Origin of the sequence: Nocardioides sp. WS12 (assembly GCF_014108865.1) — a bacterium.
Taxonomy (GTDB): domain Bacteria; phylum Actinomycetota; class Actinomycetes; order Propionibacteriales; family Nocardioidaceae; genus Nocardioides.
Map to the genome: position 1 here is coordinate 460,321 of NZ_CP053928.1, position 26,587 is coordinate 486,907.

Sequence of the window (26,587 nt, forward strand, 5' to 3'; positions counted from 1 at the left end):
CTGAGATTCGTAAGAGAGGTCGAGGCGAGCTGGTCTCAGACCAGTTCGACGATCGTCGCGATGCCCATGCCGCCGCCGACGCAGAGCGTGGCGAGGCCGCGGCGCAGGTCGCGGCGCTCGAGCTCGTCGATGAGCGTGCCGAGGATGATCGCGCCGGTCGCACCGAGCGGGTGGCCCATCGCGATCGCGCCACCGTTGACGTTGGTGATGTCGTGGCTGATGTCCATGTCGCGCATGAACCGCATGGCGACGGCAGCGAACGCCTCGTTGATCTCGAACAGGTCGATGTCGCCGACCTCGAGGCCGGCCTTGGCCAGCGCCTTGCGGGCCGCCGGGGCGGGACCGGTGAGCATGATGATCGGGTCCGCGCCGGACACGGCGGTCGCGATGATCTTCGCCCGCGGGGTCAGGCCGAGGTCCTTGCCGACCTGCTCGGTGCCGATCAGGGTCAGTGCGGCACCGTCGACGATGCCCGACGAGTTGCCGGCGTGGTGGACGTGGTTGATCTTCTCGAGCCAGTGGTACTTCTCGAGCGCGACGTCGTCGAAGCCGGCATCGGCACCGAGCGAGGCGAAGCTCGGCTTGAGGCCGGACAGGCCCTCGACCGAGGTGTCGGGGCGCACGGTCTCGTCCTTGTCGAGCAGGACCAGGCCATTGATGTCCTTCACCGGTACGACGGGCTTGTCGTAGTAGCCGTTGGCCCACGCCTTGGCGGCGCGGTGGTGCGACTCGGCGGCGTACGCGTCGACGTCTTCGCGCGACCAGCCCTCGATCGTGGCGATCAGGTCGGCGCCGATCCCCTGCGGGACGAAGCCGGCCTTGAACGCGGTGGCCGGGTCCGAGGCCCAGGAGCCACCGTCGGAGCCCATGGCGACGCGGCTCATCGACTCGACGCCACCGGCGATGATCAGGTCTTCGAAGCCACCGCGGACGCGGCTGGCGGCCTGGTTGACGGCCTCGAGGCCCGAGGCACAGAAGCGGTTGAGCTGGACGCCGGCAACGGTGTCAGGCAAGCCGGCGGCGATGGCCGCGGTCTTGGCGATGTCGCCACCCTGGTCGCCGACCGGGGAGACGACGCCGAGGACGACGTCGTCGATGCGGTTCGGGTCCAGGCTCGGGTTGCGCTCCTGGAGGGCATCCAGCAGACCGACGACGAGGTCGACCGGCTTCGACTCGTGGAGGGAGCCGTTGGCCTTGCCTCGTCCTCGCGGAGTGCGAATGTGGTCGTACACGAATGCTTCTGCCATGACCGTCCTTGTTGCTCGGGTTACTCGGGTGGCGTACGACGTCGCGGACGCGCCGTACTGGAAAAGGTGTCCCTGCAGACGATTGTGACACTATTACTGTCATGGTCAAGGGTGAGGGGGCGTCCGTGGATGTGACGCGGGACGCATCCGACAGCGCGCTGCTGACGCTCGACGAGCTCACCGCCCGGGTCGGACTGAGCGTGCGGACCGTGCGGTTCTACACCACACGCGGCCTCGTTCCGCCTCCGATCCGCCGCGGACGGTCCGGTTACTACGCCGCGATCCACGTCGCCCGGATCGAGCTGGTCCTCGAACTGCAGAGCCACGGTTTCACGCTGTCGGCCATCGAGCGGTACGTCGCCGGAATCCCCGCGGACGCCACCCCCGAGGACATCTCACTGGCCCGCACGATGCTCGCGCCCTGGCAGTCCGACCTGCCGGTGGAGATGGACCTGGAGCAGCTGGAGCTCCGTGCCGGGCGTGCACTCTCGGCCGACGACATCGCCACCTTGCAGGCGCTCGGTGTGCTCCGGTTGCGCGGGACGACGTACCTCGTGGCGAGCAACCAGCTCGCCATCGGCGTCCGGCTGCTCGAGCTCGGCTTCCCCCGGGATGTCGCGATCGGCGCCGCCGCGGTCTACCAGCGACACGGCGAGCAGATGGCCCAGGAGCTGGGGGCCGTCATCGAGGAGCTGCTGGTGCCCGCCGGCTTCGAGAAGGAGTCCGAGCACTTCCGCGAGGTGATGGAGCGGCTCAAGCCGCTGTCCGTCGGTGGCCTGGTGACGGCGTACGAAACGGCCGTGGCCCGCAACGTCCGGAACCGCTCCGGACGCTGAAAAACACACCAGCCCGACTCGTCGAAACGAGCCGGGCCGGCGTTGCTACGAGATCGTCGCGTAGCGAGCGTGTCGAGACGCTCAGCGGCGACCGCTGAAGTTCGCGGCGCTGTGGCTGCTGCCACCGGCGCTGCTGCCACCACGAGCCGCTCCGCCACCGCCGCCGCCGCTGCGGCGACCGCGGTTGCCGCCGGCCGACTGGCCGGTCTTCGCGCCCGAGGTGGTGCCAGAAGCCGAGCCACCGTTGCCGCGCGGAGCTCCGCCAGAGCGGCCGCCGCCCGTCTTGGTGCCGGTCTTGGCAGCCGCGCGGCCACCACCGGACTTGCCGCGGTTGCGACCGCCGCCACCGTTGCCGCCGCCACCGGCCGAAGGGGCCGGGCCGAGGTCGATGCCGCCCGGACGCGAACGCTCGCCGGGAGCGAGCTCCTTGAGCATCGGGTGGTTGGGGTTGTCGATCCGGGTGGTGGTCGGCTTGATGCCGGCCGCCCGGGTCAGGTCACTGACGTCGCGACGCTGGTCGCTGGTCATCAGGGTGATGACGGTGCCAGCAGCACCGGCGCGCGCCGTACGGCCCGAGCGGTGCAGGTAGGCCTTGTGCTCGGCCGGCGGGTCGGCGTGGACCACGAGCGAGACGTCGTCGACGTGGATGCCGCGGGCCGCGATGTCCGTGGCCACCAGGGTGGTCGCGGTGCCGCTGTGGAACGCGTCCATGTTGCGCGTGCGCGCACCCTGGCTCAGGTTGCCGTGCAGGTCGACCGCGGGAACGCCGTTGCTGTTGAGCTGGCGGGCCAGGCCCTTCGCGCCGTGCTTGGTACGGGTGAAGACGACCGTGCGACCCGGCGCGCTGACCAGGTCGATGAGCACGGCGAGGCGCTGCTCGCGCTCGATGTGCAGCACGTGGTGGTCCATCTTGGAGACCGGCGACTGGGCCGAGTCGGCCTCGTGGACGGCCGGGTTCGCGAGGAAGCGCTTGACGAGCACGTTGATCGCGCCGTCGAGCGTGGCGGAGAAGAGCATCCGCTGGCCGTTCTTCGGCGTCTGGTCCAGCAGGCGCCGTACGGCGGGCAGGAAGCCGAGGTCGGCCATGTGGTCGGCCTCGTCGAGCACGGTGACCTGGATGTCGCTGAGGTCGCATGCGCGCTGCTGGATCAGGTCCTCGAGGCGACCGGGGCAGGCGATGACGATGTCGACACCCTGACGCAGCGCGTTGACCTGCGGGCCCTGGCCGACGCCACCGAACACGGTGGTGACGCTCAGGCCGGAGGTCTTGGCGAGCGGGGTGATGGCCGCAGCGATCTGCGAGACGAGCTCACGGGTCGGCGCGAGCACGAGTGCCCGCGGCTTCTTCGGCGCCGGGCGGCGGTTGGTGCCGACGAGGCGCGCGACGAGCGGGATGCCGAACGCGTAGGTCTTGCCGGAGCCCGTGCGGCCGCGGCCGAGGATGTCCCGGCCAGCCAGCGAGTCCGGAAGGGTCGCGGCCTGGATCGGGGTGGGGATGGTGATCCCGTCGGCCGTCAGGACGGCAAGGAGATCAGCGGGAACGCCGAGTTCGGCGAACGTGGAAGTCATCTGGGTGTTTCTCTCCGGGGACCGCAACAACTCGGCGCAGCCCCCTGATGTGGGCGTCTCGCCGTGCTGCCCGTCTGGTGACGGGCGGTGAAGCGGTGCCTCAGGTAGAGGGCGCATCCGCGGGCGGAGCGCAGGATCCAGGGCAAGACTGGCCGGATCGGTAACTCCACCCTAGGGGTTGTGGGCGCGCCGCGTTGCATCCGCGGGCGCGCAGCAGGTGTGGGCTGCACCACCCCGGGCGGGTTCAGCCCTCGAGCTGGACCGCCGCGCCGCGCTCGATCAACCCGTCGACGTCCGCGATCCCCCACGCCTCGAGGGCCTCGCGGGTGTGCGCACCGGCGCCGGGGGCAGGCGGGTGCGACAGCGTCGCCTGCGTGCGGGAGAAGCGCGGAGCGGGCTGCGGCTGCACGATCCCCTCGTGCTCGACGAACACCCCACGGCCCTTGATGTGCGGGTGCTCGGGCGCCTCGCTGAGCTTGAGGATCGGCGCCACGCAGGCGTCGGTGCCGTCGAAGATCGCGCACCACTCGTCGCGGGTCTTCGTGAGGAACGTGGTGGTGAAGAGCTTGCGCAGCTCGTCGGTCTTCTCCGGGTCCCAGCGGTCCGGGGCCTGGTCCTTGAGTCCGAGCAGGTCGATGAGGAGGTCGTAGAACTGCGGCTCCAGGGCGCCCACCGAGAGGTGCTCGCCGTCGGACGTCTCGTAGATGTCGTAGTACGGCGCCCCGCCGTCGAGCATGTTCTCGGCGCGCTCCTCCTTGAAGCCGTTGCCCGCCAGGAAGGCCGACGTCATCGCGTTGAGGCTCGCGGTGCCGTCCACGATCGCCGCGTCGACGACCTGTCCCTTGCCGGACGCCCTGGCCTCGAAGATGGCGGCCAGGATCCCGATGACGAGGTACGTCGACCCGCCACCGAAGTCGCCGACGAGGTTGGTCGGGAACTGCGGCTTGTCCTTGGACTGACCGAGGCCATGGAGGGTGCCGGTGATGGCGATGTAGTTCATGTCGTGGCCGGCGACCTGCGACCACGGGCCGTCCTGGCCCCAGCCGGTCATCCGTCCGTAGACCAGGCGCGGGTTGCGGGCGTGGCAGTCCTCCGGACCGAGGCCGAGGCGCTCGGTGACCCCGGGGCGCATGCCCTCGACGAGGACGTCCGCTTCGGCGACCAGGTCGAGCACGGTCGCGACCGCTTCGGGGTTCTTGAGGTTCAGCGCGATGCTCGGCCGGCCCCGGTTGAGCAGGTCATGCGAGCCGCCGGAGAGCATCTGGCCGCCGGGGCGCTCAACCCGGATCACGTCGGCGCCGAGGTCCGCCAGCAACATGCACGCGTGCGGGCTGGGCCCGATCCCGGCGATCTCGACGACCTTGAGGCCCTTGAGCGGACCGGTTCCCTGACCCAGTGCGAACGTCATGGGCCGATCATGGCACGAACGTGACAGTGATCATGTCAACGTCCGTCGTCCGGCGGGACCGGTCGCCGTACGCTGAAGACATGACCGGCACCTGCATCTATGACGGCGACTGCGGCTTCTGCACCCAGTCGGCCCAGTGGTTGCAGCGCCACGGCACCTGCGCCATCGTCCCGTGGCAGGCGCTGGACCTCGACGCTCTCGGCCTCACCGAGGAGCAGGTCTCCGCGGCGGTCCAGTGGCAGGACGCCTCCGGCGCAGTGACCGCAAGCGGGGCCGACGCGATCGCGCAGGCACTGCTGAGCTGTGGGCGCCCGTGGCGCTGGATGGGCCGGGTGCTGACCTGGCGGATCGTGCGGCCGTTCGCGGCGATCGGCTACCGGCTCGTCGCGCGCTACCGCTACAAGTTGCCCGGCGCGACCAGCGCCTGCCGGATCTAGCCCGGATTGACGATGCGCGCGAGTTCGAAGTGCATCGGGTCGGTGAACGCCCAGTCGCCGCCCCACGCGAAACCCCAGCGCTTGAAGATCGCGACGACCTGGCGGTCCATCTGACCGACGGTTCCGCGCTGGTTGCCCGGCACGTTCATGTCGAGCGCCAGGCCGAACGAGTGGTTCGACAGTGACGACGAGCCGGCAATGAAGCGCGGGTAGTAGCAACCGGCGTACTCCCGCGCGTGGATCTTGTCGGCCAGCTTGCTGGTGACGATCTCGGCGAGGGCGGCCTTGAGCTGCGGCATCATGAACTTGTTGCAGGTCACCCGGCCGAGGATCGGCACCTGCTCGGTGACGATGTGGGACCGCACCCACGAAGGGTCGGGAGCGATCCGGCCGCCACCGATCGGGCGGTAGCGGAACACACCGACCGCGTCGCCGAAGGCGCCGACGGGGATGACGTTCTGGAAGGTGTCGAGGTCGATGCCGGCCTGGGCGACGATGTCGAGCGCGGTGATGGAGAAGGCGTCCTTGCCGAGGTTCTTCTCGATGACCTTGCGGACCGCCTGCGGCGAGGTGATGCCGGTGTTGATCAGGACGGCGTTGTCCTCGGGCAGGCCGAGCTCCTCGCCCCACTTCTCGTTGACCACGGCGTCGACGCTGTCGACCCCTTCGCGGTCCCACGACCCGACGTGGATGCTCTGCTTGCCGACCGCGAGGTAACCCTTGCCGTCGATCGGGAGTTCCTGCTGCAGGTGGACGGCGACGGAGACCTCGCCGCCAGCGATCCGGTCCCACTGCTCCTGGAACTTCGCGCTGTTGGGGCCGGAGAAGCGGCGGTACTCCGCGGGGTCGACCGCAGCGATGTTGAACAGCTTGTTCTCGACGGAGAATTGTCCGACGGACAGCTGGGTGTGGGCGGCGACGCCCAGCTTCCCCTTCACCTTCACGCCGATGATCTGCTTGAGGACGTCGGCGGGGATGGTCTTGTTGCTGACCAGCAGCAGGTCGTCGCCGAACTGCGTCCCGTCGAACTTGCCCGGTGGCGCCACGGCGTGGGACGGGTCAGCGGCGTCGGTCGGGATCTCGGTGGTGGTCGAAGCGGCGGCCTTGCTCGCCTTCGCCTCGGGCGTGCCCTTCTCGGGCGTCCCACATCCGACCAGCAGCGTCGCGACAACCACGGCCGACAGCCCAGCCGTCAGCCGTACGCGTCCTCGCGCCAACCCCATTGTCCCTTCCCTGCCACCGGTGACCCGGTAGTCCTCCCACAGGGAGGATACCGGTCAGCGCAGGACGCGTTCAGCGATCCATGCGATGTCGTTGCCCGTACGAGCCGGGTCACCCGAGGGCTGCATGACGTGACTGAGGACCAGACGCACCACCATGTCGATGCTCGGATCGAGGCGGCCCTCCGGCAGATCGAGGTCGTACGACGCCACGCGCTCCGAGACGACGGCCTTGGCTCCCTCGAGGAGGTACTCGGAATGGGTGGTCAGCAGCGGGAGCAACTCGGTGTCGGCGCCATGGGTGGCGGACACGACCGCGTGCAGCAGTGCGTTGTTCTGGGCGTACTTGAGCACGCGGCGGGCCGAGGCCCGGATCGCGTTGATCAGGTCGTTCGGGTTCTCGTCGAAGGACCGGGTCACGCCGGCGAGGAACCGGTCGAGTTCGCGCATGACCATCGCTTCGGCGAGGTCGTTCTTGGTGCCGATCTCGTTGTAGACCGTTTGCCGGCTGACACCGACTTCGTCGGCCAGGCGGGCCATGGTGACCTTCGCCCAGCCGGCGGTCGTCATCACCCCGACCGCGGAATCGATGAGGCGATCACGCAGCGTCGAGGCTGCCTCCCCGTCGGGGGAAGCAACCTCGACGAAACGTCCCGCGAGAACTGCCATCGGGGTGAATCAGCCTTCCAGGGTCAGCGCGAGGACGGGGCAAGCCTGAACTGCAGCGTAGACGTGCGCGCGGTCCGCCTCGGGGGGCGAGTCGTCGAGCACCTCGACCTTGTCCTCGTCCTCGTCGACCATGAAGTAGTCGTTGGCCATGGCCTCGCACATGCCGAGGCCCTCGCACTTGTTCAGGTCAGCAACGATCTTCATCAGGACCCCACCTTCTCCGGATCGAACGGGACGAAGTCTGCCTTGTCGCGCACGCCGCAGTCGGGGCAGAACCAGTCCTCGGGGATGTCCGACCATGCCATACCGGCCGGGAATCCCTGGTGCTCGTCGCCTGCAGCCACCTCGTAGACATACGAGCAACCGGGGCACTTCGCAGCCACGATCTCGCCCACCTGGTTCTGCAGCCAGTGGTCCTCGTGCTGGACGTGCTCGGCCGGCGGCGGGAACTTCGCGAGGTACTTGTCCACCTTCTTCGGGTGGATGTTGGCCAGGGTGATGTCGCCGTCGAGGTGCTCGACCACGCGGTGGTCCATCACCTTGCGCCACAGCGGCGGGAACAGAGCGAGGGTCAGCATGCCGGCGTACCCGGTCGGCAGGGCCGGCGACTCCTTGAAGTCACGCAGGGTCTGGTAGCGACGCGTGGGGTTGGCGTGGTGGTCGCTGTGGCGCTGCAGGTGGTAGAGGAACAGGTTGGTGACGATGTTGTTGCTGTTCCAGCTGTGCATGGGCAGCACCCGCTCGTAGCGCTGCTTCTCGCCGACCTTCTGGCGCTTCATGCCGTAGTGCTCGAGGTAGTTGATGATCTCGAGCAGCGAGAAGCCGAAGACGATGGTGACCAGGGCGTACGGCGCGATGCCCCAGCCGTAGAGGGCGAACATGCCGCCGTACAGGACCGCCGACATCGCCCAGGCGTTGAGGACGTCGTTGCCGATGCGGAAGGGGTGCGTGCCCTTGCGCTTGTAGCGCTTGGCCTCGACCTCCCAGCCGGACTTGAGCGACCCGCTGACCGTGCGCGGCCAGAAGGCCCAGAACGACTCACCGAGACGGCTCGATGCGGGGTCCTCGGGGGTGGCGACACGGACGTGGTGGCCCCGGTTGTGCTCGATGTAGAAGTGGCCGTAGAAGGTCGGCGCGAGGGCGATCTTGGACAGCCAGCGCTCGACGGTCTCCTTCTTGTGGCCGAGCTCGTGGGCCGTGTTGATCGCGATGCCCTGGACACCGGCGATCGAGACCGCGAGGAAGAGCTTCTCGTACCAGGTCATGTCGACCGAGCGGACCAGGTCGCCGCCGAGGTTGTCGGTGACCCAGCCGGTGGCGCCGACGAGATCGGCGAACCAGGCGACCGGGTTGGTGCCGGAGATGATGGCGAAGCCCGCGAACAGGATGAAGAACTGGAGCGGGATGTACATGTACACCACCCAGCGGTAGTACTTGTCGTTCTCCAGCTCCTCCATGACGTCGTCCGGCGGGTTGGCCGGATCGAGGCCGAGAGCGAGGTCGAGCAGCGGGATGACCGCGTTGACGAGGATCGGGCCGGCGAGCAGCAACCACATCCAGTCGGTGTAGAGCCACGCGATCACGGCGGTGATGCCGAGACCGGGCACCATCAGGCCGAGCAGCCAGAGGTAGCGCTTCTTGTCCTTCCACTTCTCGGTGGAACCGTCCGGGACGGTCTTGCCGATCTGCTCGGGATTCATCCCGGCGCTCGAGGTCTCCATCGATCTCTGCCTTCCTTCTGGGTACACGCTGCGTCCCTCCCCGGGCCCAGCGGCCGCGATGTTCACCATCGCTTGACAAGACGGTACGACTTGTAAAGCGCCTTTGACAACCCCTGCAGATATGTAAAGTGCGTCACCGACGGTCCCCGGGTGTGCCGCGGGCGCACCGACGCTGCCCACGGACGGCTCGCGGCGCTCGGTAGTGTCGCGCTCATGTCGCCGACCACGCCCGAGCCCACCGCTACTCAGTTCGCCATGTCGACCCGCGTCCTGAGCGGCACACTGATGGGGGCCCTGGTCTTCATCGGACTCGCGTGCTTCTTCGTGCTCCCCCTCGACGAGACGCCGCCCCTGTGGGTTCCTCTCGCCCAGCTCGCGGCCGGCATCGCCACCCACGCCTTGCTCGAGGCGATGGGCTACCACACCCTTCCCCTGGATCCTTCGCTCACCAGCGACGATGCCGCCGCACAGGCAAGGGCACAGTGGCAGTCGAGCATGATCCTGCGCTTCGCCCTCTGCGAGAGCATCGCGATCCTGTCGCTCGCGCTGGCCTTCGTGCTGCCCGAGGGTGGCTTCCTCATCTACGCCGGCGGCGCCCTCGTCGCGCTGGTCCTGATGGTCGTGCACGTGTGGCCGTGGGCGCGTCCGGTCCGCAAGTTCGCAGACACGCTGGAGTCCGCCGGTCAGGCGTCCGGGCTGCGTGAAGCGTTCGGCGTCCTGGGTGCCTCAAGCGGTCCGATCCAGCGCCTCTGACCCGCTCGCTCCCCCCGAGACCAGCGTCAGGCGACCACGCGTGCGGCCGTCGTCACCGGCAGCCGCTCGAAGCCCCGCAGCACGCGGGTGCTGCGACGCTCGGGCGTGCCATTGATCCGCAGGTCGGGGAAACGCTCGTAGAGCGAGCGCAGCGCGACCGCGGCTTCGAGCCGGGCCAGGCTCGCGCCGAGGCAGTAGTGCACGCCGGCCGAGAAGGCGACGTGATGATCGGCGTTCGAGCGGGTGACGTCGAAGGTCGCCGGGTCGTCGAAGACGGCCGGGTCGCGGTTGGCACCGCCCAGGTAGCACAGGACACCGGCGCCCTTGTCGAACTGAGTGCCGGCGACCTCGACGTCGCGCAGCGCGACGCGCAGGGTGACCTGCACCGGTGACTGGTGTCGCAGCACCTCGTCGACCGCGTTGGCCCAGCCGTCGGGGTTGTCCTGCAACCAGCGCAGCTGGTCGGGGTGCTGGTCGAGCAGGGCCACCGCGTTCGCAATCAGGTTGACCGTGGTCTCGAAGCCCGCTCCCAGCACCAGGAGCGCGACCTGGCGCAGTTCGACCGGCGTGAGTCGGTCCTCGCCCTCGAGCAAGGTCAGCTGGCTGATCAGGTCGTCGCCCGGGCTGGCCTCGAGCCGGTCGACGTGGGCCTGCATCCAGCCGTGCATCTCCCGCAGCGCCACCTCGGCCCGGCGGAACTGCTGCCACGACAGGCCGGGGTCCAGCGTGACCGCGGCTTCGTTGCCGAGCTCCAGGAGCCGTCCGTGGTCGGACTCGGGCACGCCCAGCAGGTCCGCGATGACGGTGACGGGAAGCAGCGAGGCGTAACGCTCAACGAGGTCGAAGTCGGCGCGATCCAGGTTGTCGAGCAGACCGGCGGCCACCGACTCGACCCGTTCGCCCATCCGACCGACCTTGCGGGCGGTGAACGCCCGCGCCACCTGCTTGCGATAGCGAGTGTGCAGCGGCGGATCGACCGCGAGCATCGACGGCGGGTCCACCGGGCCGAGGGTCTCGGGATCAATCAACCGGTGGTGCAGCCACTGCAGCGGCTTGGGCAGCTCGCCCTGGCCGCCGGCGGTGCCGAACGCGTCGCCGCGCAGCACCTCGTTGACCACGCCATGGTCGACCGTGGCCCGGACCAGCCCGTTGCTGCCGATCAGCCCCCGCGTACGCAGTTCCTCGTACGCCGGGAACGGGTCGGCGAGCAACGCCGGGTCCATCACGAGCCGACTGATCAGGTCGCCCTTGCGGGCGCTGCGCTGGATCAACTTGCGTTGGACGCCATGGGACAGGCTCCACGCGGCGAAGGAGCGGGGGGTGTCAGGCGACCACACGGGCCTGCCCCCACGTCGTGCCGTCATCGCGGATCCGGCCAGCCTGCATCGATTCAGCATGGGCCTCAGCCTCGAGGACGCGCAAGAGTCCCCGGGTCCGGGCGACCAACAGGAAACGCTGCTCCTCGAGCACGTGCTCCGGGAGGTGCGTGTCCATCTGCGTGTTGACCGTCAGGCGCAGCCGGTAGCGCAGGGCGGCGACCAGTCCGGCGCGGTCACCGAAGATCAGCGCAAGCTCGTCGTTCCACGGAAGTTCAGGGTTCGTGGCCGTGGCCAACTGCTCCTCGATGGAGCGCAGTGCCTGCCAACGACGGTGGGTCTCGGTCCAGGTCATGGTCCTCACGGCCTCTCTTGGTGCTGTGACGGGGGCGTCACGGGTGATCAGGGGGATGACACCGAACCTACGGAGACGGCGACCGCCGTACATCGGTCGGCGGAACGCACTTGGACTCCTCCCAGGGGAGGAGTCGGTGACCTCCCGTGGACCGATGCTGTCGGGGACAGAGGTGCCTAGGCTGGGGGTCATGTTGTGGCGGCTACCGCGCTGGGTGCGCGAGCGGATCGAGCGCAATCTCGAGCGCCGCGACATCCTCTACCCGTGGTGGGTCCCGATGACCTGTTTCGTCGGGCAGACCCTCGCCGTCGTCCTCGCCCTCGCCCAGCGCGACGCCCTGTGGCCGGTGCAGCCGATGACCGTGACCGTCGTGCTGGTGCTCATCTCGCCGGTCGTGCACTTCGGCTTCGGAGGCTGGCTGCCGTGGTGGATCGACAGCGCGGCCACGATCGTGGCCGCGGGCGTGCTGATGGCATCCCCGGTCGACTCCGGCATCGACCTGGCGCCGGCCCTGTTGGCGCTGATCGCCGCCGAGGCCGTTGCCCGTGACGGGCTGCGCCCCGGGGCCGCCGTCGCCACCGTCGCGACCGGCGTGATCATCGCGACCGAGATCACCGCCAACCTCGACAGCTACGGCGTCTACCTGCTCGAGGTGCTGCTCGGCTTCGTCGTCGGCGCCATGTTGTGGTGGCAGATGCGCGCGCTGGCTTCCGAACGCGAGGCCCGCGGCGCTGCCTGGGCGCAGGCCACCACCGCCGAACGCGAACGGATCGCCCGCGAGATCCACGACCTCGTCGCCCACTCGCTCAGCGTCTCCCTGCTCCAGGTCACCGGCGCCCGGCGGGCCCTGCGCGACGTCACCGACGCGGCCGGTCCGGCCGAGACCGCCGACGCCGTGGCCGAGGTCGACGCCGCACTGGCCGACGCGGAACAGGTCGGTCGCCGCGCCATGGCCGACATCCGCCGCACCGTCAGCGCCCTCGCCGACGGGCCCAGCGAACGCAACGCCCTGCCCTGCGCCACCGACATCGCCGCCCTCGTGCAGGAAGTGTCCGACGCCGGCCTCCGTGTCGAGTACGACGAGCAAGGCGACCCGAGCGCCCTGACTGCCGCCGCCGGCCTCGGTCTCTACCGGATCGCACAGGAGTCGCTGGCCAACGTGTCCAAGCACGGCAGCGGCGTCGCCCGGATGTCGTTCCACGTCACCGGCGCCGGATCAGCCACCCTGCGGGTTCTCAACCCGCTTCCGCCCGGCCGCCCCCGCACCGACGGACTCGGCTCCGGCCTCGCCGGCATGGAGGCGCGGGCGACCCAGCTCGGGGCGACGCTGCGCACCGGCGTCGCGGACGGTGGGTGGGAGGTCGTCGTACAGATGGGACCGGAACGGGGCTCGCGTCGTGAGCCGTGGGTGGAACTGCCCTGCGGCCGGACGATCGGAAAGGTGAGTCCCACGTGACCCTTCGACAGGCTCAGGGCGACGTCGACGCAAACGTGCGGGTCGTCCTCGTCGACGACCAGGAGCTGGTGCGGTCCGGACTGCGCCGGATCCTGCGCCGGCGCGACGGCTTCGAGATCGTCGCGGAGTGCAGCGACGGCTCGGAGGTGCCGGCCGTGCTCGATGAACTCGGCGCCGGGGTGGACGTGGTCGTGATGGACCTGCGGATGCGCACCGTCGACGGGATCACCGCGACCGGGGCCGTGGTCGCTCGCGGCGACGGCCCGCCCGTACTGGTCCTGACGACCTTCGACGACGACGAGATGCTGTCCGGCGCGCTGCGGGCCGGCGCTGCCGGCTTCTTGTTGAAGGACTCCTCGGCAGACGACCTGATTCGCGCCGTGCGCACCGTCGCCGAGGGCGGCAACTGGCTCGACCCGTCGGTGACCGGCCGGGTGCTGCACCGGTTCCGGAGCATCGCTCCGCGACCCGCGGCATCGGGCACGCCAGGTGCCGCCGATCAGCTGACCGTGCGCGAACTCGAGGTCCTGCGCCGGATGGCACTGGGCCGCAGCAACGGCGAGATCGCCGGCGACCTGGTGATCTCGGAGCTGACGGTGAAGAGCCACGTGGGGCGGATCTTCACCAAGCTCGGCCTGCGGGACCGGCCCGCCGCGATCGTCTACGCCTACGACAACGGGCTGGTCACTCCGCACCTGTCCTGACAACTGCCAGGCGCGGAGCGACCTCCGAGGTCAAGCGGTCGGCTCGGTCTCGACCGGCTCGACGGTCTCCACCGGCTCGGTCGTGGGTGCGGTCGTGGCGTCGGTGCCGGTGCCGGTGAGCGTGCCGGTCACGCCGCCCATGCCCGTGGCGGCGCGCTCGACCGAGCGGTGGATGAGCGACTCCAGGTCCAGGCCGGTCGTCGTCTTCAGCATCGCCAGGGTCTGGGTGACGTTGTCGGTGACCTGCCGCGGCAACGCGCCCGCGCCGTCCGAGGACAGGATCGTGAGGTTGTCGATCGCGGCGATCGGGGCCGCGACCTCCTTGGCGATCTGCGGAAGGACCTCGATCAGCATCTGCAGGACGGCCGCGTCGTTGTAGTGCGCGAACGCCTCGGCGCGCTTGTCCATCGCGTCGGCCTCGGCGGCGCCGATCGCGAGCGTGGCGGCGGCCTGGGCTTCACCTTCGAGGCGGGTCGCGTCCGCGAGCGCACTACGGCGGGCCTTCTCGGCCTCACCACTCAGCTTGGTCTCCTCCGCCTGACCCTGGGCCGCGGCGATGGTGGCCGCCCTGCGTGCGTCGGCGGCAGCGATCTCGGACGACCGGCGTGCCTCGGCCTCCTGCTCGACGCGGTACCGCTCGGCGTCGGCCGGCTTGCGCACCTGGGTCTCGAGCTGGCGCTCGGTGAGGGCGGCCTGCTGGACGGCCACCTTCTCCTGCTCGGCGAAGATCGCCTGGTCGCGGTCAGCCTGCGCGAGCGGTCCGGCCGCGGCGGCCTGGGCGGAAGCGGCGTCGGTCTCGGCCTTGATCTCGGCCTGCTTGAGGGCAAGGGTCCGCTGGGAGATGGCGATCTCCTGCTCGGCGGCGATCTGCGCCTGCTCGGCGGCCTGGCGGGCGTTGGCCTCGGCGATCCGGGCGGCCTGGCTGACCCGGGCGGCCTCGGGGCGACCGAGGTCGGCGAGGTAGCTGCCGTCATCGGTGACGTCCTGGATCTGGAAGGCGTCGAGGATCAGGCCCTGCCCCGTCAGCGAACTCTCGGACTCGTCGGCCACGCGCTGCGCGAACGCCGCACGGTCGCGGATGATCTGCTCGACGGTCAGACCGCCGACGATCGAGCGGAGCGCACCGGCCAGTACTTCCTGGGTGAAGGTCTCGATGTCGGCCTGCTGGCTGAGGAACCGCTGGGCACCGAGCCGGATCTGGTCAGCGTTGCCGCCGACCTTGACGATGGCGACGCCGTCGAGGTTGAGCTTGATGCCCTGGCCCGACACCGCACCACGGATCTGCACCGAGATCCGGCGGCTGGACAGGTCCATCGTCGCCAGCTTCTGGACGAACGGGATCACGAAGACGCCGCCGCCGAGGACGACCTTCTGGCCGGACAGGTCCGTGCTCAGCTCGCCCGTCTCCGGGTTGATCACCGCCTTGCCCTTGCGGCCGGTGACGATGAACGCCTGGTTGGGACCGGCGACCTTGTAGCGGCTCGTGACGAGCAGGACCAGCAGGACCAGGAGGACGGCGATGCCGGCGATCGGCACCCAGACAGCGGAGTTCATGAATCGACTTTCGTTCGCGGGACGGGGGGTGGTGCAGCTTGAAACGCAGGTGGGTCAGGGTTGCCAGACGGTGGTGACACTCACCGCGGTCGGGGACAGCACACCGGTGATGTTGACCTTGGTCCCGGCCTCGATCGGCAGGTTGGCGCTGGCGTTGAACTGGAGGGTGTGACCGCCGACCAGCACGCGGATCACGCCATAGCCCTCGCCCGGGATCGCGGTGATCACCTGCGCGGTCTGGCCGACGCTGTCGCCGATCGAGACGGTCCCGTCGCTCGGACCGTCCTTGACCAGGCGGGTCAGCCACCAGGCGAACCACGCCACGAGTACGCCGGCACCGGCGCCGATCACGACGGAGATCGGCCACGGCAGGCCGGCACCATCGGCGGCCGCGCCACCGAATCCGAAGGCCGACACGAAGCCACCCACGACGGCAGTCGAGATCCAGTCGGCCTCGAGCGCGTCGAGCGCTCCGTCGAGGACGTCTCCGACCAGCAGGGACAGGGCAAGGATCACCAGGCCGACAAGGCCAAGGATGAAGAAGACGGTCACGAACGCTCCTGAAGGTGGCCGTACGGACGCTGCGGCCGGGGTCCAGTGATCGTATCCAGACGCACCCGGACGCAAACGGCGTGACCGCCCTCACAAAAGTTGCACCGTCGTACGAGACAGTGCAAAGATGCACTCATGAATCAACTGTGCAATCGCCGTGAGACGAAGCGGACCCAGACCGCGCTCCGTCTGCAGCAGTGCGCAGTCCAGCTCACCCTCGACCACGGTTTCGACGGCTGGACCATCGACGACCTGGCTGCAGCCGCCGACGTCTCCCGCCGGACGGTGTTCAACTACTTCGACGGCAAGGCCGACGTCGTCCTCGGTCCGGTCGTCGAGCTGGACCCGGAGCGGGTCGCGGTGTTCGTCGCCGGCGGGCCGTCCGGAAACCTGCTCGCCGACGTCCTCGCGATGGCGGCCGACGTCATCGAAGAACACACCAGCGACCAGGAAATGATCGCCACCGGACGCAACGCCGTCCTCAAGGACGCCCGGCTGCTCGGCCTGGCGCACCAGCGCTTCGAGGACATCTCGGCAACATTCGTCGAGCTCGTCCGCGAACGCGACGGTGAGTCCTACAACCCCGATCGCGCCCGTCTCCTGAGCCGGCTCGTGGTCACCCTGTTCGACAACGCCGCCGAGCGGTCGGTGGCCGACCCGAGCCGTCCGTTCTCCGAGCACTTCGACGCCGCGATCCGTGACGCCCGCGACGTCCTCGCCTGACCGTTCCCCCACCCCTTCCCCGACCACCGGCCCTGTGCGGGCGAACCCTGCACACCCACCACTCACAGGAGACCTCACCATGGCCCGCCTGCTCTATCGACTCGGCTCGACCGCCTACCGGCGGTGGCCCTTCTTCATCGCCGGCTGGCTACTGCTCGCCGTCGCCGTCGGCGGCGTCGCCGCCGCCTACTCCAAGCCGATGGTGGACTCGTTCTCCATCCCCGGCATCCCGTCGGAGAAGGCCGCCGACATCCAGCAGGAGCTGTTCCCCGACGCCGAGGACGCGTTCGACTCGGTGCCGGTGAGCATCGTGGTCGCCGCGCCCGAGGGCCACACCCTCGCCGAGCCGGAGTACCAGGCCGCCATCCAGCACCTGATCGACGAGGTCCCCACGCTGCCGCAGACGGCTCCGGAGAACCCGCAGCTCGTCGCGCCCGCGGCCGCCGCCGAGGGCGCCTCCCCCGGAACGGCCACCCTGTCCGATGACGGCCGGATCGGCACCCTCGGGTTCGAATGGGATGTCGACGGTCCCTCCGACATCAAGGCCACCACGATCGACGACCTCGAGGAAATGCTGGCCGACACCGCAGACGAGTACGGCCTGACGGTCGAGGCCAATGGCGCCGGCACCGCGGCCGAGGCACAGGCGGGCGGATCAGCCGAGATGATCGGCATCGGCGTCGCCCTCATCGTGCTGCTGGTGACCTTCGGCTCCTTCATGGCAGCCGGCATGACCCTGCTCAACGCGATCTTCGGCATCGGCCTCGGCATGACCGGCATCACCGCAATGACCGCGTTGATGGACATCGGCTCCACCACCCCGATGCTCGCGACGATGATCGGCCTCGCGGTCGGCATCGATTACACGCTCTTCATCCTGGCCCGCTACCGAACCGAGCTCGCCCACACCAAGGACCGCGCCCACGCGGCGGGGATCGCCGTCGGAACCGCAGGGTCCGCCGTGGTGTTCGCGGGGCTCACCGTCCTGATCGCGCTGTCGGCCCTGGCCGTCGTACGCATCCCGTTCCTGACGGCGATGGGCCTGGCGGCTGCCGCCACCGTGTTCGTCGCGGTGATGGTGGCCCTCACCCTGCTGCCGGCGCTGCTCGGCCTGACCAAGTCGTGGGCTTTCCGCGGCCAGGTCCGCGCGTACGCCCCGAAACGTGACGAGCACGGCCGGGTCCACAACAACGGCGTCCGCTGGGCCCAGGTCCTGGCGAAGGCCCCGATCGCTTGGGCGCTCGGTGCCGTCCTCCTGCTCGGCGCGCTCGCTGCGCCGATCACGCAGATGTACCTCGCGTTCCCGACCGACAGCACTGCCCCGAGCGACACGATGCAGCGCAAGGCCGCCGACCTGAAGTCCGAGGCCTTCGGCCCGGGCCGCGAGGGCCCGATGACGCTCGTCATCGACGGTCGCTCGATCAAGGACGACGACCAGCGCCAGGCGGCCTTCGACCAGGTCCAGGCATGGGCCGAGAAGCAGGACGACGTCGAGTACGCGTCCATCGTCGCCACCAACGCGCCCGTCAAGGACGGCGTGCAGGAGGGTGTCGGCACCGGCGCGATCGTCAACATCACCCCGTCGTCGGGTCCCGACGACCCGGCCACGCTCGACCTGCTCGAGAAGCTGCGTGATGGCCAGTCGGCGATCGAGGACCAGACCGATACGGTCGTCGGCGTCACCGGCCTGACCGCCATCACCACCGACGTCTCCGACCGACTCAACGCGGCGCTGCCGATCTACCTCGCCGTGGTCATCGGACTGGCGTTCGTCCTGCTGGTGCTGGTGTTCCGCTCGATCCTGGTGCCGCTGACCGCCACCCTGGGCTTCCTGCTCTCGGTGCTGGCCACGCTGGGCGCCACCGTCGCGATCTTCCAGGAAGGCGCCTTCGGGATCTTCGAGGGCCAGCCGATCGTGAGCTTCATGCCGGTGTTCCTGATCGGCGTGGTCTTCGGCCTCGCGATGGACTACCAGGTGTTCCTGGTCACCCGGATGCGCGAGGCGCACGTGCACGGCCTGCCCATGCACGAGGCCGTCGTCGACGGCTTCCGCAACAGCGCCCGGGTCGTGGTCGCCGCCGCCTCGATCATGATCGCGGTGTTCTCCGGCTTCATCCTCGAGGACGCCGCCGTCGTGAAGTCGATGGGCTTCGCGCTGGCCGCGTCGATCGTCTTCGACGCGTTCATCGTGCGGATGGTGCTGATCCCCTCGGTGCTCTACCTGCTCGGCGAGAAGGCCTGGTGGCTGCCGGCCTGGCTGGACCGAATCCTCCCGAACGTCGACGTCGAGGGCACCTCACTGGAGCGGGACTCTGCCCCCGTGGCTGTCACGACGAAGGACGACGAGGACCGCGAACTGGTCAGCGTCTGATTCGCCGAGTTGGGGTTTGTCGCCGCCGAGTTGTGAGTTGTGACCGCCGAGTTGGCGGTTCGCTCCGGCTCACCGGTGACAAACCCCAACTGGCGCGTCACAAACCCCAACTGGCGCGTCACAAACCCCGACTCGCGATCAGGCGAGGGCCTTCTCGATGTCCTTGCTGATCTTGCTGGGCTTGGTGGTCGGCGCGAACCGGTCGATGACGGAGCCGTCGCGACCGATCAGGAACTTGGTGAAGTTCCACTTGATGCCTTCACGGCCGAGCAGGCCGCTCTGCTGGTCCTTGAGCCACTGGTAGAGCGGGTGGGCGTTGTCCCCGTTGACCTCGATCTTGGAGAACATCGGGAACGTGACGTTGAACTTGCGCTCACAGAACGCCGCGATCTCGTCCTCGGCGCCCGGCTCCTGGTTGCCGAACTGGTCGCACGGGAAGCCGAGGACTTCGAAGCCCTGCTCGCCGTACGTGTCGTACAGCTCCTGCAGGCCCTGGTACTGCGGAGTGAAGCCGCACTGGGAGGCGGTGTTGACGACGAGGACCACCTTGCCGTCGTACGACGACAGGTCGATCGGCTTGCCATCGATGGAGGTGGCGGAGAAGTCGCTGAGGCTGCTCATGCGGGCAAGTGTGTCACCGGGCCCGCAACGACCGTGCCTGCATCAGGGCGAGGTCGGCCACGACGAGTGCCTGGGCGACGACCCACGCACGGCCGAGTCCGTCGATGTCGAACATCCCGGTGACGGCGACCTCGAGCGAGGCGAGCACCCACACGGCGTTGCCGGCGACGATCGCCCAGCCCATCCGCTTCGACAGGGCGCTGCGGGCGTAGAGGCCGACGACGGTGGCGTAGCCGACCAGGAAGGCGCCGAGCCAGCGGTAGGTCGTGGCGTCACCGCCGAGGAGGTCGGCGATGGGACCGGCGGCGACGAGGTAGGCGAGACCGTTGACGCCGGAGATGACGGCGTCGGCGGTGAACCAGAACCGGCCGGTCGTGGTGGGGGCAGTGGCGGTACGGGGAGCGATGGTGTTGGTCATGCCCCGACTCTCACCCCGAGCGGTGTCTCCTGACGATGACGTCAGAGGTCATGCAGGCTCTGCGGTGGTCGGCCCGGACGGGGTGATGCCGGGCCAGGGCGTGCCCCAGCGGTCGCCGTACGCCGTCTCCACGAGGGGGCGACGCGAACGGACCTTGTGCTCGCGCTCGGCGTCGCGCTCGCTGACCTCGGCGGGATTGCCGCGGACCCCGACCGCGATGCCCGCCACGACTCGCGCGTGGTCCGGAACACCCAGCGCCGACGCCACGGCGTCGTGGTCGAATCCCGCGAACTGGTGGGCTTCCAGGCCCATCGCCTTGGCCTGCAGGGTGAGGTGGGCGGAGGCCTGGCCCAGGTCGTGGAGCGGGTACGTCGGGTCGCCGGGCTCCCCGTCCACGGGGTCCACGACGGCCACCGAGATGAACACGACCGAGGCCCGCGGCACCCAGCCGGAGTTGCCCCGGCTCAGGTGCGGGACCAGCACGTCATGGGTGGCGTTGCCCCGCACCGCGACCAGGTAGCGCCACGGCTGCCGGTTGCCGCCACTCGGCGCCCACTGCGCGGCCTCGAGCAATCGGGTGATCTCGACATCGCTCAGTTCGTGGGCGGCGTCGAAGACGCTCGGGCTCCAGCGGGAGCGGAGGGGCTCCACGATGTCGACGGGGTTCATGGAGCGAGTATCGCGCCCGTCACTTGAAGCGATTCCATTCCTCCAGGATGACCAGGGTCTTGGTGCTGGAGATCTGGCCGCCGGAGCGCAGCCGGCTGACCACGCGGCGGAGGTCCTCCACCCCGTCGACCCGGATGCGCAGCAGGGCGTCGGGGTCACCAGCCAGGGTGAGCACTTCCTCGACCTCCGGGATGCCGGCCACGAACTCCATAATCTGGGCGAGGTCCAGGTCGTCGGCGAACTGCAGTTCGGTCACGGCCTCGATGCCGTTGGCGATCCGGCCATGGTTGATCTGGACCGTGTAGCGCTCGATCACGCCGATCTTCTCGAGGCGGGCGATCCGACGCTGCACCGGCGCGACGGTCAGTCCGACGGCCGTCGCGATCTCGCGCAGCGGGCGGCGGGCGTTCTCCCGCAGGAGATCGAGGATCTCGCGGTCGGTCCGGTCGAGGACGGCATGCTCGGTCACGCAACAAACACTACGCCGGACAGGTTGCTGGTTGCGCCTGATGGAGGTTGAGGCACCCTTTGGTTGCGGATCGTCGCCAAACTCGACGACGACTGTTGTGATCCGCCCCACCCAGGGGCGAGGCTCGTGGGGGTACCCCCGCCCTCGCGCCAGCACAGGAGAGCTCATGACCGAGTTGTTGAACCGCCCGGCCTCCGAGCCGATGCCGTCGTACGACCTCGACGACCGCTTCCGCGTGGGCGCGCCACCGACCCTGCTGACCGGCGTGCAGGCCATCGCGCGGCTCCTCGTCGAGCACCGCGCACTGGACCGGCGCCGCGGACTGCACACGGCGTCCTTCGTCTCCGGCTACCAGGGCAGCCCGCTCGGCGGCCTCGACAAGATGCTCGCGGACATGCAGGACACCCTCGACGAGAACGACATCCGCTTCGTCCCCGGCCTCAACGAAGAGCTCGCCGCGACAGCCGTCTGGGGTAGCCAGGTCGACCTCCCGGCCGCCAACGCGACCCACGACGGCGTCACCGGTTTCTGGTACGGCAAGGGACCCGGCGTCGACCGCGCCACGGACCCGCTGCGCCACGCCAACATGTACGGCGTCAACCGGCGCGGCGGCGCCGTCCTCCTGGTCGGCGACGACCCCGCCTCGAAGTCCTCGACGGTGCCGGCCGTGAGCGAGCGGTCGCTGGCCGCGCTGGGCATCCCCGTCCTGTTCCCCCGCAACGCCAGCGAGATCGTGACGCTGGGGCTGCACGCCATCGAGATCTCCCGCGCCTCGGGCTGCGTCGTCGCGCTCAAGATCGTGGCCGACGTGGCTGACGGCGCCTGGGTCGTCGACGGCCCCGACGTCCACGTCGAGCCGGTGATTCCCGCGATCGAGTGGAACGGTCTGCCCTACGTCTACACCCAGAGCCCGATCGTGCTGCGCCCCGCGATGATCGTGGGCGCCGAGGCCGAACTGGTCGGCCCGCGCACCGAGGTGGTTCGCGCGTACGCCGCCGCGAACCACCTCGACGTCGTGGACCTCGACGTGGCGGGTGCGACCACCGGCTTCATCGCGTCCGGCAGTTGCTACGACTCGATGCGCCAGTCGATGACCGACCTCGGCATCACCGACGAGGCGCTCACCGCTGCGGGCATCCGGGTGCTCCGCCTCGGCATGATGAGCCCGGTCGACCCGTCGATCATCCACCGGTTCGCCGCGGGCCTGGAGCGCATCGTCGTGATCGAGGACAAGACCTCGTTCATCGAGACCCAGATCCGCGACATCCTCTACGGCACGCCCGCCGCGCCCCAGGTGCTCGGCAAGCGCGACGCCAACGGCATGCTGCTGGTCCCGGCCGACGGCGAGCTCACCTCCGGCCGCCTGCTGGCGCCCATGCGCCACCTCCTCCAGGGTGTCGTCGAGCTGAAGCCGCCGGCCGCGAAGCGCACGCCGCTCCCGCTGCTCGCCGCCAGCCGGGGCGCGTACTTCTGCAGCGGGTGCCCCCACAACCGTTCCACCGTGATCCCCGAGGGCTCGATGGGCGGCGGCGGCATCGGCTGCCACGCCATGGTGACGATCTCCGACCGTCCGGAGAGCGCCGTGACCGGCGTGACCCAGATGGGTGGCGAGGGAGCGCAGTGGATCGGGCAGGCCTGGTTCACCGACGCCCCGCACATCTTCCAGAACGTCGGCGACGGCACCTTCTTCCACTCCGCCCAGCTGGCCGTCCAGGCCTGCATCGCGGCCGGCGTGAACATCACCTACAAGGTGCTCTACAACGACGTCGTCGCCATGACCGGCGCCCAGGACGCCGAGGGCGCGCTCTCCGTGCCGAAGCTGACCCACAAGCTGCACACCGAGGGCGTCAAGAAGATCATCATCTGCGCCGACGAGCCCGAGCGGCACCGCAAGCGCGACCTGGCGCCCGGCACCCTGCTCTGGGACCGCGACCGCCTCGACGAGGCGCAGCGGATGCTGCGCGACATCCCCGGCGTGACCGTGCTGATCTACGACCAGCACTGCGCCGCCGACGCCCGCCGCCAACGCAAGCGCGGCTCGCTGCCCACCCGCACCAAGCGGGTCGTCATCAACCAGGCCGTCTGTGAGGGCTGTGGCGACTGCGGCGTGAAGAGCAACTGCCTGTCCGTCCAGCCGGTCGACACCGAGTACGGCCGCAAGACCCAGATCGAGCAGACGTCCTGCAACACCGACTACAGCTGCCTCGACGGCGACTGCCCGTCCTTCGTGACCGTCGAAACGGCGCCCCGCACGCGTCGTACGCTCCGCAAGGCGAAGCGTCAGGAGACGAAGGCGACCAAGGCCGCCAAGAAGAAGCGGGCCTACCCGACGCCGCCGACCGTCGCCGCCAGCCCGGCCGAGGAGCGGGTCACCGCGACCCAGAACGTCTTCATGGTGGGCATCGGCGGCACTGGCATCGTGACCGTCAACCAGGTCCTCGCCACCGCCGCCCTCCGGGCCGGGTACGCCGTCGAATCACTCGATCAGACGGGCCTGAGCCAGAAGGCCGGGCCGGTCGTCGGGCACCTACGTTTCGCCGACGGCGACCTCGAGCCGGCCAACCGGCTGACCCCGGGCTCGGCGGACTGCTTCCTCGGCTTCGACCTGCTCACCCTCGCCGAGGACCGCAACCTCGTCTTCGGCAGCGCCACCGGGACCCGCACGGTCGTGTCCACCAGTCGTACGGCGACGGGCGCGATGGTCCACGACCTCAACGTCCAGCACCCCGACGAGGGCGATCTCCTGGACCGGGTCCGGACCGCGAGCCTGGACCTGTTCGACTTCGACGCCCTCGAGGCAGCGGACCGGATCTTCGGCAACACCGTTGCCGCGAACTTCCTCCTCGTCGGTGCGGCCCACCAGACCGGTGCCCTCCGGCTGCCCGCCGCCGCCATCGAGGAGGCCATCGGGATCAACGGGACCGCGGTCGCTGCGAACATCGCGGCCTTCCGTTGGGGGCGCACCGCCGTCGCCGACCCGGCTGCCTTCCGCGCCGCCAACGAGCGCACCGCCGTCGTCCGCGAGCGGCCGGTCCCGGCGTCCGTCGCCGCCTCCGGCCTCGACGGCGAACTGTTGCGCCTCGTCAGCCTGCGGGCCGCCGACCTCGTCGACTACCAGGACGAGAAGCTCGCCGACAGCTACGTCGCCCTCGTCTCCGAGGTCGCTGCGGCCGAGCGTGCCGTGACGACCGAGACCCGCTTCAGCGAGGCCGTGGCACGCCACCTCTTCAAGCTCACCGCCTACAAGGACGAGTACGAGGTCGCGCGCCTGCTGACCGACCCCGCCTTCCTTGCCTCGACCGGCGAGGAGTTCCCCGGGGGCACCGTGGCCTTCCAGTTGCACCCGCCGGCGCTGCGCGCCCTGGGCCGCGACAAGAAGATCAGCTTCGGTCCCCGCTCGCACGGCAGCCTGCGCACGCTGGCCCGGATGAAGCGCTTGCGCGGCACTGCTGCCGACCCGTTCGGCCGGGCGCACCTGCGCAAGGTCGAGCGGGAGCTGCGCGACCACTACCGCGCGCTCGTGACCGATCTGGCGGCCAACCCGGCCACCGGACTGGTCGGCGACTACGAGCGCGCGGTGGTGATCGCCGAGCTGCCCGACCTGGTCCGTGGCTACGAGCACGTCAAGATGCGCAACGTGGAGAAGTACGTCGCCGAGCTCACCCAGCTCGGCGTGCAGCCGCCGGCGGTCGCTCAGCACTGACCGCTAAACGCGTAGCCACGCCAGGACTGCGCGGACCCGACGGTGGTCGTCGGTGTCGGCGGGCAGGTCGAGCTTCGCGAAGATGCTGTTGATGTGCTTGGCGACGGCCTTCTCTGTGACGACCAGCGACTCCGCAATCCCTGCATTGGCGCGGCCTTCGGCCATCAGCGCCAGTACTTCGCGCTCCCGGTCGGTCAGCCGCTCGATGGGCGAATCCTTGCGGCGTTCCATGACGGCCGCGACGACCGAGGGGTCCAGCACCGTCGCGCCGTCGGCCACCCGTCGTACGGCGTCGACGAACTCGGCGACGTCGGAGACGCGGTCCTTGAGCAGGTACCCGACGGCCCCCTCGCCGCTCGCGAGCAGCTCGCGGGCGTAGAGCTGTTCGACGTACTGCGACAACACCAGGACCGGGAAGCCCGGCCGGACCGCACGCACGGCGATCGCGGCGCGCAGGCCCTCGTCGGTGAACGTCGGCGGCATGCGTACGTCGACCACGGCTGCGTCGGCGCGGGGGTCGGCGAGCGCGCGCTCCAGCTCGGGCAGGTTGTCGACGGCGGCGATGACCTCGAAGCCCTTGGCCTCCAGGAGCTGGGTGAGACCGGCGCGCAGCAGGGCGTGGTCTTCGGCGAGGACTACGCGGAGGGGCGGCACGGGATCTCCCAGCTGACGACGGTCGGGCCACCGAGCGGGCTCGACACCGCCATCGTGCCGTCAAAGGCCGCGAGGCGCGCGGCGATTCCCTGGAGGCCGGTGCCGGTGCGCGGGTCGGCGCCGCCGCGGCCGTCGTCGCCGACCTCGCCGCGCAGGACGTCGTCGGAGTGCTCGAGCCGGATCCAGGTCCGGGCGGCGCTGGCGTGTTTGGTGGCGTTGGCAAGGCACTCGGCGACGGTGAAGTAGACCGCCGACTCGACCGGTGCCGGCAGCCGGGTGTCGACGGCCAGGGTGAGCTCCACGGGCACGGCCATGTCGATGGCCAGCGCCGACACGGCGCCGGTGAGGCCGCGATCGGCCAGCACCGGTGGGTGGATCCCCCGGACGACGTCGCGGAGTTCGCCCAGCACCGCGGAGGAGTTGGAGCGCGCGTCGAGCACGAGACGGCGGGCTGCTTCGGGGTCGCTCTCGAACAGGTCCTCGGCCAGGCCCAGGCTCAACGACACGGCGGCCAGCCGGGCCTGCGGACCGTCGTGCAGGTCGCGCTCGATTCGGCGCAGTTCAGCCGCGGAGTGGTCGACCACGACCGCGCGCGACTCGGTCAACACCTGCACCCGCCGCTCGAGATGTTCGGTGCGGCCCACCGTGAGCAGTGCCCGGTCGACACAGGCCCGGGCGCGCATGAGCGGCCCGACGCCGTACCACCAGACGGGCCAGGTGATGACGCCGAGGAAGAGCACCAGCGCCAGCAGCGAAGCGACGAACCCGAAGGTCATCGCCCACAGCATCCAGAACAGGTCGCGCCACGTCATCGGGTCGGCGGCGCGGGTCTTCAGGTTGGCGATCACGCCGCCCGGGAGCGGGGAGTACGGCGCCGTGACGGGCGCCCCGAGGATCCGGCCCGACATCGTGCGGTGCCAGCCGACCAGGCCCCGCATCAGGGGCAGCACGCCGATCAGCAGGACCACGCCGACCCAGACGATGGTGAGCACGGCGCTCACCGTCACCAGGACGAAGGTGACGATGACGAAGGCGAAGAGCAGGACGTGCAGGGCGGCGTACCCGGTCAGTGCCCACCGACCGGCACGCAGGTCGACGTCGTGCTCGGGCCATCTGCTCACCGGACCAGTCTGTCGTGCCGGCGGTCATCGGGCAGTGGTGC

At 69.8% G+C, this 26,587-nt stretch carries 25 protein-coding genes; 8 read left to right on the top strand and 17 right to left on the bottom strand.

From position 1 onward, the window contains the following. Positions 1-35: 35 nt before the first annotated feature. Entirely contained in the window at positions 36-1,247 is a 1,212-nt protein-coding gene (locus tag HRC28_RS02100; RefSeq protein WP_182378509.1) for an acetyl-CoA C-acetyltransferase, read from the bottom strand. A 125-nt stretch (positions 1,248-1,372) separates the two neighbouring features. Between HRC28_RS02100 and HRC28_RS02105 the strand changes: the two genes are divergently transcribed. Continuing rightward, positions 1,373-2,083, top strand: coding sequence for a MerR family transcriptional regulator (locus HRC28_RS02105; protein WP_237111661.1), 711 nt, complete (start codon positions 1,373-1,375; stop codon positions 2,081-2,083). An 81-nt stretch (positions 2,084-2,164) separates the two neighbouring features. On the opposite strand, the gene HRC28_RS02110 is transcribed toward HRC28_RS02105, so the two are convergent. Further along, positions 2,165-3,652 (bottom strand): DEAD/DEAH box helicase, encoded by a 1,488-nt coding sequence (locus HRC28_RS02110; RefSeq protein ID WP_182378513.1) that lies wholly within the window; start codon positions 3,650-3,652, stop codon positions 2,165-2,167. Positions 3,653-3,896: 244 nt separating this feature from the next. Next, a complete protein-coding gene (locus HRC28_RS02115) occupies positions 3,897-5,060 on the bottom strand; it encodes a CaiB/BaiF CoA-transferase family protein (RefSeq protein ID WP_182378515.1) in 1,164 nt (387 codons plus the stop codon). A gap of 80 nt (positions 5,061-5,140) precedes the next feature. On the opposite strand from HRC28_RS02115, the gene HRC28_RS02120 reads away from it, so the two are divergent. After that, positions 5,141-5,497 (top strand): DUF393 domain-containing protein, encoded by a 357-nt coding sequence (locus HRC28_RS02120; protein ID WP_182378517.1) that lies wholly within the window; start codon positions 5,141-5,143, stop codon positions 5,495-5,497. Here the strand turns inward: HRC28_RS02120 and HRC28_RS02125 are convergent. The 4 genes from HRC28_RS02125 to HRC28_RS02140 all read right to left on the bottom strand — a co-directional run bounded on the left by HRC28_RS02125 (position 5,494) and on the right by HRC28_RS02140 (position 9,107). After that, the gene (locus HRC28_RS02125; RefSeq protein ID WP_182378519.1) at positions 5,494-6,672 is read right to left on the bottom strand and encodes a M15 family metallopeptidase; all 1,179 of its coding nucleotides are present in this window, start codon (positions 6,670-6,672) and stop codon (positions 5,494-5,496) included. The two genes, HRC28_RS02120 and HRC28_RS02125, sit on opposite strands and share 4 nt — an antisense overlap. A 102-nt stretch (positions 6,673-6,774) precedes the next feature. After that, positions 6,775-7,386, bottom strand: coding sequence for a TetR family transcriptional regulator (locus HRC28_RS02130; protein ID WP_182378521.1), 612 nt, complete (start codon positions 7,384-7,386; stop codon positions 6,775-6,777). Between the two features lie 9 nt (positions 7,387-7,395). Beyond that, positions 7,396-7,590: a ferredoxin gene (locus tag HRC28_RS02135; RefSeq protein ID WP_182378523.1), complete on the bottom strand. Its 195-nt coding sequence runs from the start codon at positions 7,588-7,590 to the stop codon at positions 7,396-7,398. Continuing rightward, positions 7,590-9,107 (bottom strand): fatty acid desaturase, encoded by a 1,518-nt coding sequence (locus HRC28_RS02140; RefSeq protein WP_237111662.1) that lies wholly within the window; start codon positions 9,105-9,107, stop codon positions 7,590-7,592. The genes HRC28_RS02135 and HRC28_RS02140 overlap by 1 nt, the downstream gene beginning before the upstream one ends. Before the next feature lie 213 nt (positions 9,108-9,320). On the opposite strand from HRC28_RS02140, the gene HRC28_RS02145 reads away from it, so the two are divergent. After that, positions 9,321-9,860, top strand: coding sequence for a hypothetical protein (locus HRC28_RS02145; RefSeq protein ID WP_182378525.1), 540 nt, complete (start codon positions 9,321-9,323; stop codon positions 9,858-9,860). Between the two features lie 26 nt (positions 9,861-9,886). Here the strand turns inward: HRC28_RS02145 and HRC28_RS02150 are convergent, their stop codons facing one another. Together HRC28_RS02150 and HRC28_RS02155 are read right to left on the bottom strand one after the other, a co-directional pair. Then, positions 9,887-11,197, bottom strand: coding sequence for a cytochrome P450 (locus tag HRC28_RS02150; protein WP_202033197.1), 1,311 nt, complete (start codon positions 11,195-11,197; stop codon positions 9,887-9,889). Continuing rightward, on the bottom strand, positions 11,184-11,531 hold the full coding sequence (locus HRC28_RS02155) for a hypothetical protein (protein WP_182378529.1): 348 nt from the start codon (positions 11,529-11,531) through the stop codon (positions 11,184-11,186). The genes HRC28_RS02150 and HRC28_RS02155 overlap by 14 nt, the downstream gene beginning before the upstream one ends. A gap of 190 nt (positions 11,532-11,721) precedes the next feature. Between HRC28_RS02155 and HRC28_RS02160 the strand changes: the two genes are divergently transcribed. After that, entirely contained in the window at positions 11,722-12,987 is a 1,266-nt protein-coding gene (locus HRC28_RS02160) for a histidine kinase (RefSeq protein WP_182378531.1), read from the top strand. Next, a complete protein-coding gene (locus HRC28_RS02165; RefSeq protein ID WP_182378533.1) occupies positions 12,984-13,691 on the top strand; it encodes a response regulator transcription factor in 708 nt (235 codons plus the stop codon). Before HRC28_RS02160 ends, HRC28_RS02165 begins: the two co-directional genes overlap by 4 nt. Positions 13,692-13,721: 30 nt before the next feature. Here the strand turns inward: HRC28_RS02165 and HRC28_RS02170 are convergent, their stop codons facing one another. After that, on the bottom strand, positions 13,722-15,245 hold the full coding sequence (locus HRC28_RS02170; RefSeq protein ID WP_182378535.1) for a flotillin family protein: 1,524 nt from the start codon (positions 15,243-15,245) through the stop codon (positions 13,722-13,724). Positions 15,246-15,299: 54 nt separating this feature from the next. Further along, a complete protein-coding gene (locus tag HRC28_RS02175) occupies positions 15,300-15,797 on the bottom strand; it encodes an NfeD family protein (RefSeq protein WP_182378537.1) in 498 nt (165 codons plus the stop codon). Positions 15,798-15,932: 135 nt separating this feature from the next. On the opposite strand from HRC28_RS02175, the gene HRC28_RS02180 reads away from it, so the two are divergent. Both HRC28_RS02180 and HRC28_RS02185 read left to right on the top strand, forming a co-directional pair. After that, the gene (locus HRC28_RS02180) at positions 15,933-16,520 is read left to right on the top strand and encodes a TetR/AcrR family transcriptional regulator (RefSeq protein WP_182378539.1); all 588 of its coding nucleotides are present in this window, start codon (positions 15,933-15,935) and stop codon (positions 16,518-16,520) included. A gap of 79 nt (positions 16,521-16,599) precedes the next feature. Next, complete coding sequence (locus tag HRC28_RS02185) at positions 16,600-18,891, top strand: MMPL family transporter (protein ID WP_182378541.1); 2,292 nt, start codon at positions 16,600-16,602, stop codon at positions 18,889-18,891. Between the two features lie 138 nt (positions 18,892-19,029). Here HRC28_RS02185 and HRC28_RS02190 read toward each other — a convergent pair whose 3' ends face one another. The 4 genes from HRC28_RS02190 to HRC28_RS02205 are packed head-to-tail and all read right to left on the bottom strand — an operon-like array spanning position 19,030 to position 21,068. Beyond that, positions 19,030-19,512, bottom strand: coding sequence for a glutathione peroxidase (locus HRC28_RS02190; RefSeq protein ID WP_182378543.1), 483 nt, complete (start codon positions 19,510-19,512; stop codon positions 19,030-19,032). Positions 19,513-19,525: 13 nt separating this feature from the next. After that, positions 19,526-19,930 carry a hypothetical protein gene (locus HRC28_RS02195; protein WP_202033198.1) on the bottom strand — a complete coding sequence of 135 codons (405 nt, stop codon included), beginning with the start codon at positions 19,928-19,930 and terminating at the stop codon, positions 19,526-19,528. A gap of 48 nt (positions 19,931-19,978) precedes the next feature. Then, the gene (locus HRC28_RS02200) at positions 19,979-20,599 is read right to left on the bottom strand and encodes a nitroreductase family protein (RefSeq protein WP_182378545.1); all 621 of its coding nucleotides are present in this window, start codon (positions 20,597-20,599) and stop codon (positions 19,979-19,981) included. Positions 20,600-20,618: 19 nt separating this feature from the next. Then, positions 20,619-21,068: an Lrp/AsnC family transcriptional regulator gene (locus HRC28_RS02205; protein WP_202033199.1), complete on the bottom strand. Its 450-nt coding sequence runs from the start codon at positions 21,066-21,068 to the stop codon at positions 20,619-20,621. A 166-nt stretch (positions 21,069-21,234) separates the two neighbouring features. On the opposite strand from HRC28_RS02205, the gene HRC28_RS02210 reads away from it, so the two are divergent. Further along, a complete protein-coding gene (locus HRC28_RS02210; RefSeq protein ID WP_182378549.1) occupies positions 21,235-24,771 on the top strand; it encodes an indolepyruvate ferredoxin oxidoreductase family protein in 3,537 nt (1,178 codons plus the stop codon). A gap of 3 nt (positions 24,772-24,774) precedes the next feature. On the opposite strand, the gene HRC28_RS02215 is transcribed toward HRC28_RS02210, so the two are convergent. Together HRC28_RS02215 and HRC28_RS02220 are read right to left on the bottom strand one after the other, a co-directional pair. Then, the gene (locus HRC28_RS02215) at positions 24,775-25,425 is read right to left on the bottom strand and encodes a response regulator transcription factor (protein WP_202033200.1); all 651 of its coding nucleotides are present in this window, start codon (positions 25,423-25,425) and stop codon (positions 24,775-24,777) included. Further along, positions 25,407-26,546 (bottom strand): sensor domain-containing protein, encoded by a 1,140-nt coding sequence (locus HRC28_RS02220; RefSeq protein ID WP_182378551.1) that lies wholly within the window; start codon positions 26,544-26,546, stop codon positions 25,407-25,409. Before HRC28_RS02220 ends, HRC28_RS02215 begins: the two co-directional genes overlap by 19 nt. Positions 26,547-26,587 lie beyond the last annotated feature (41 nt).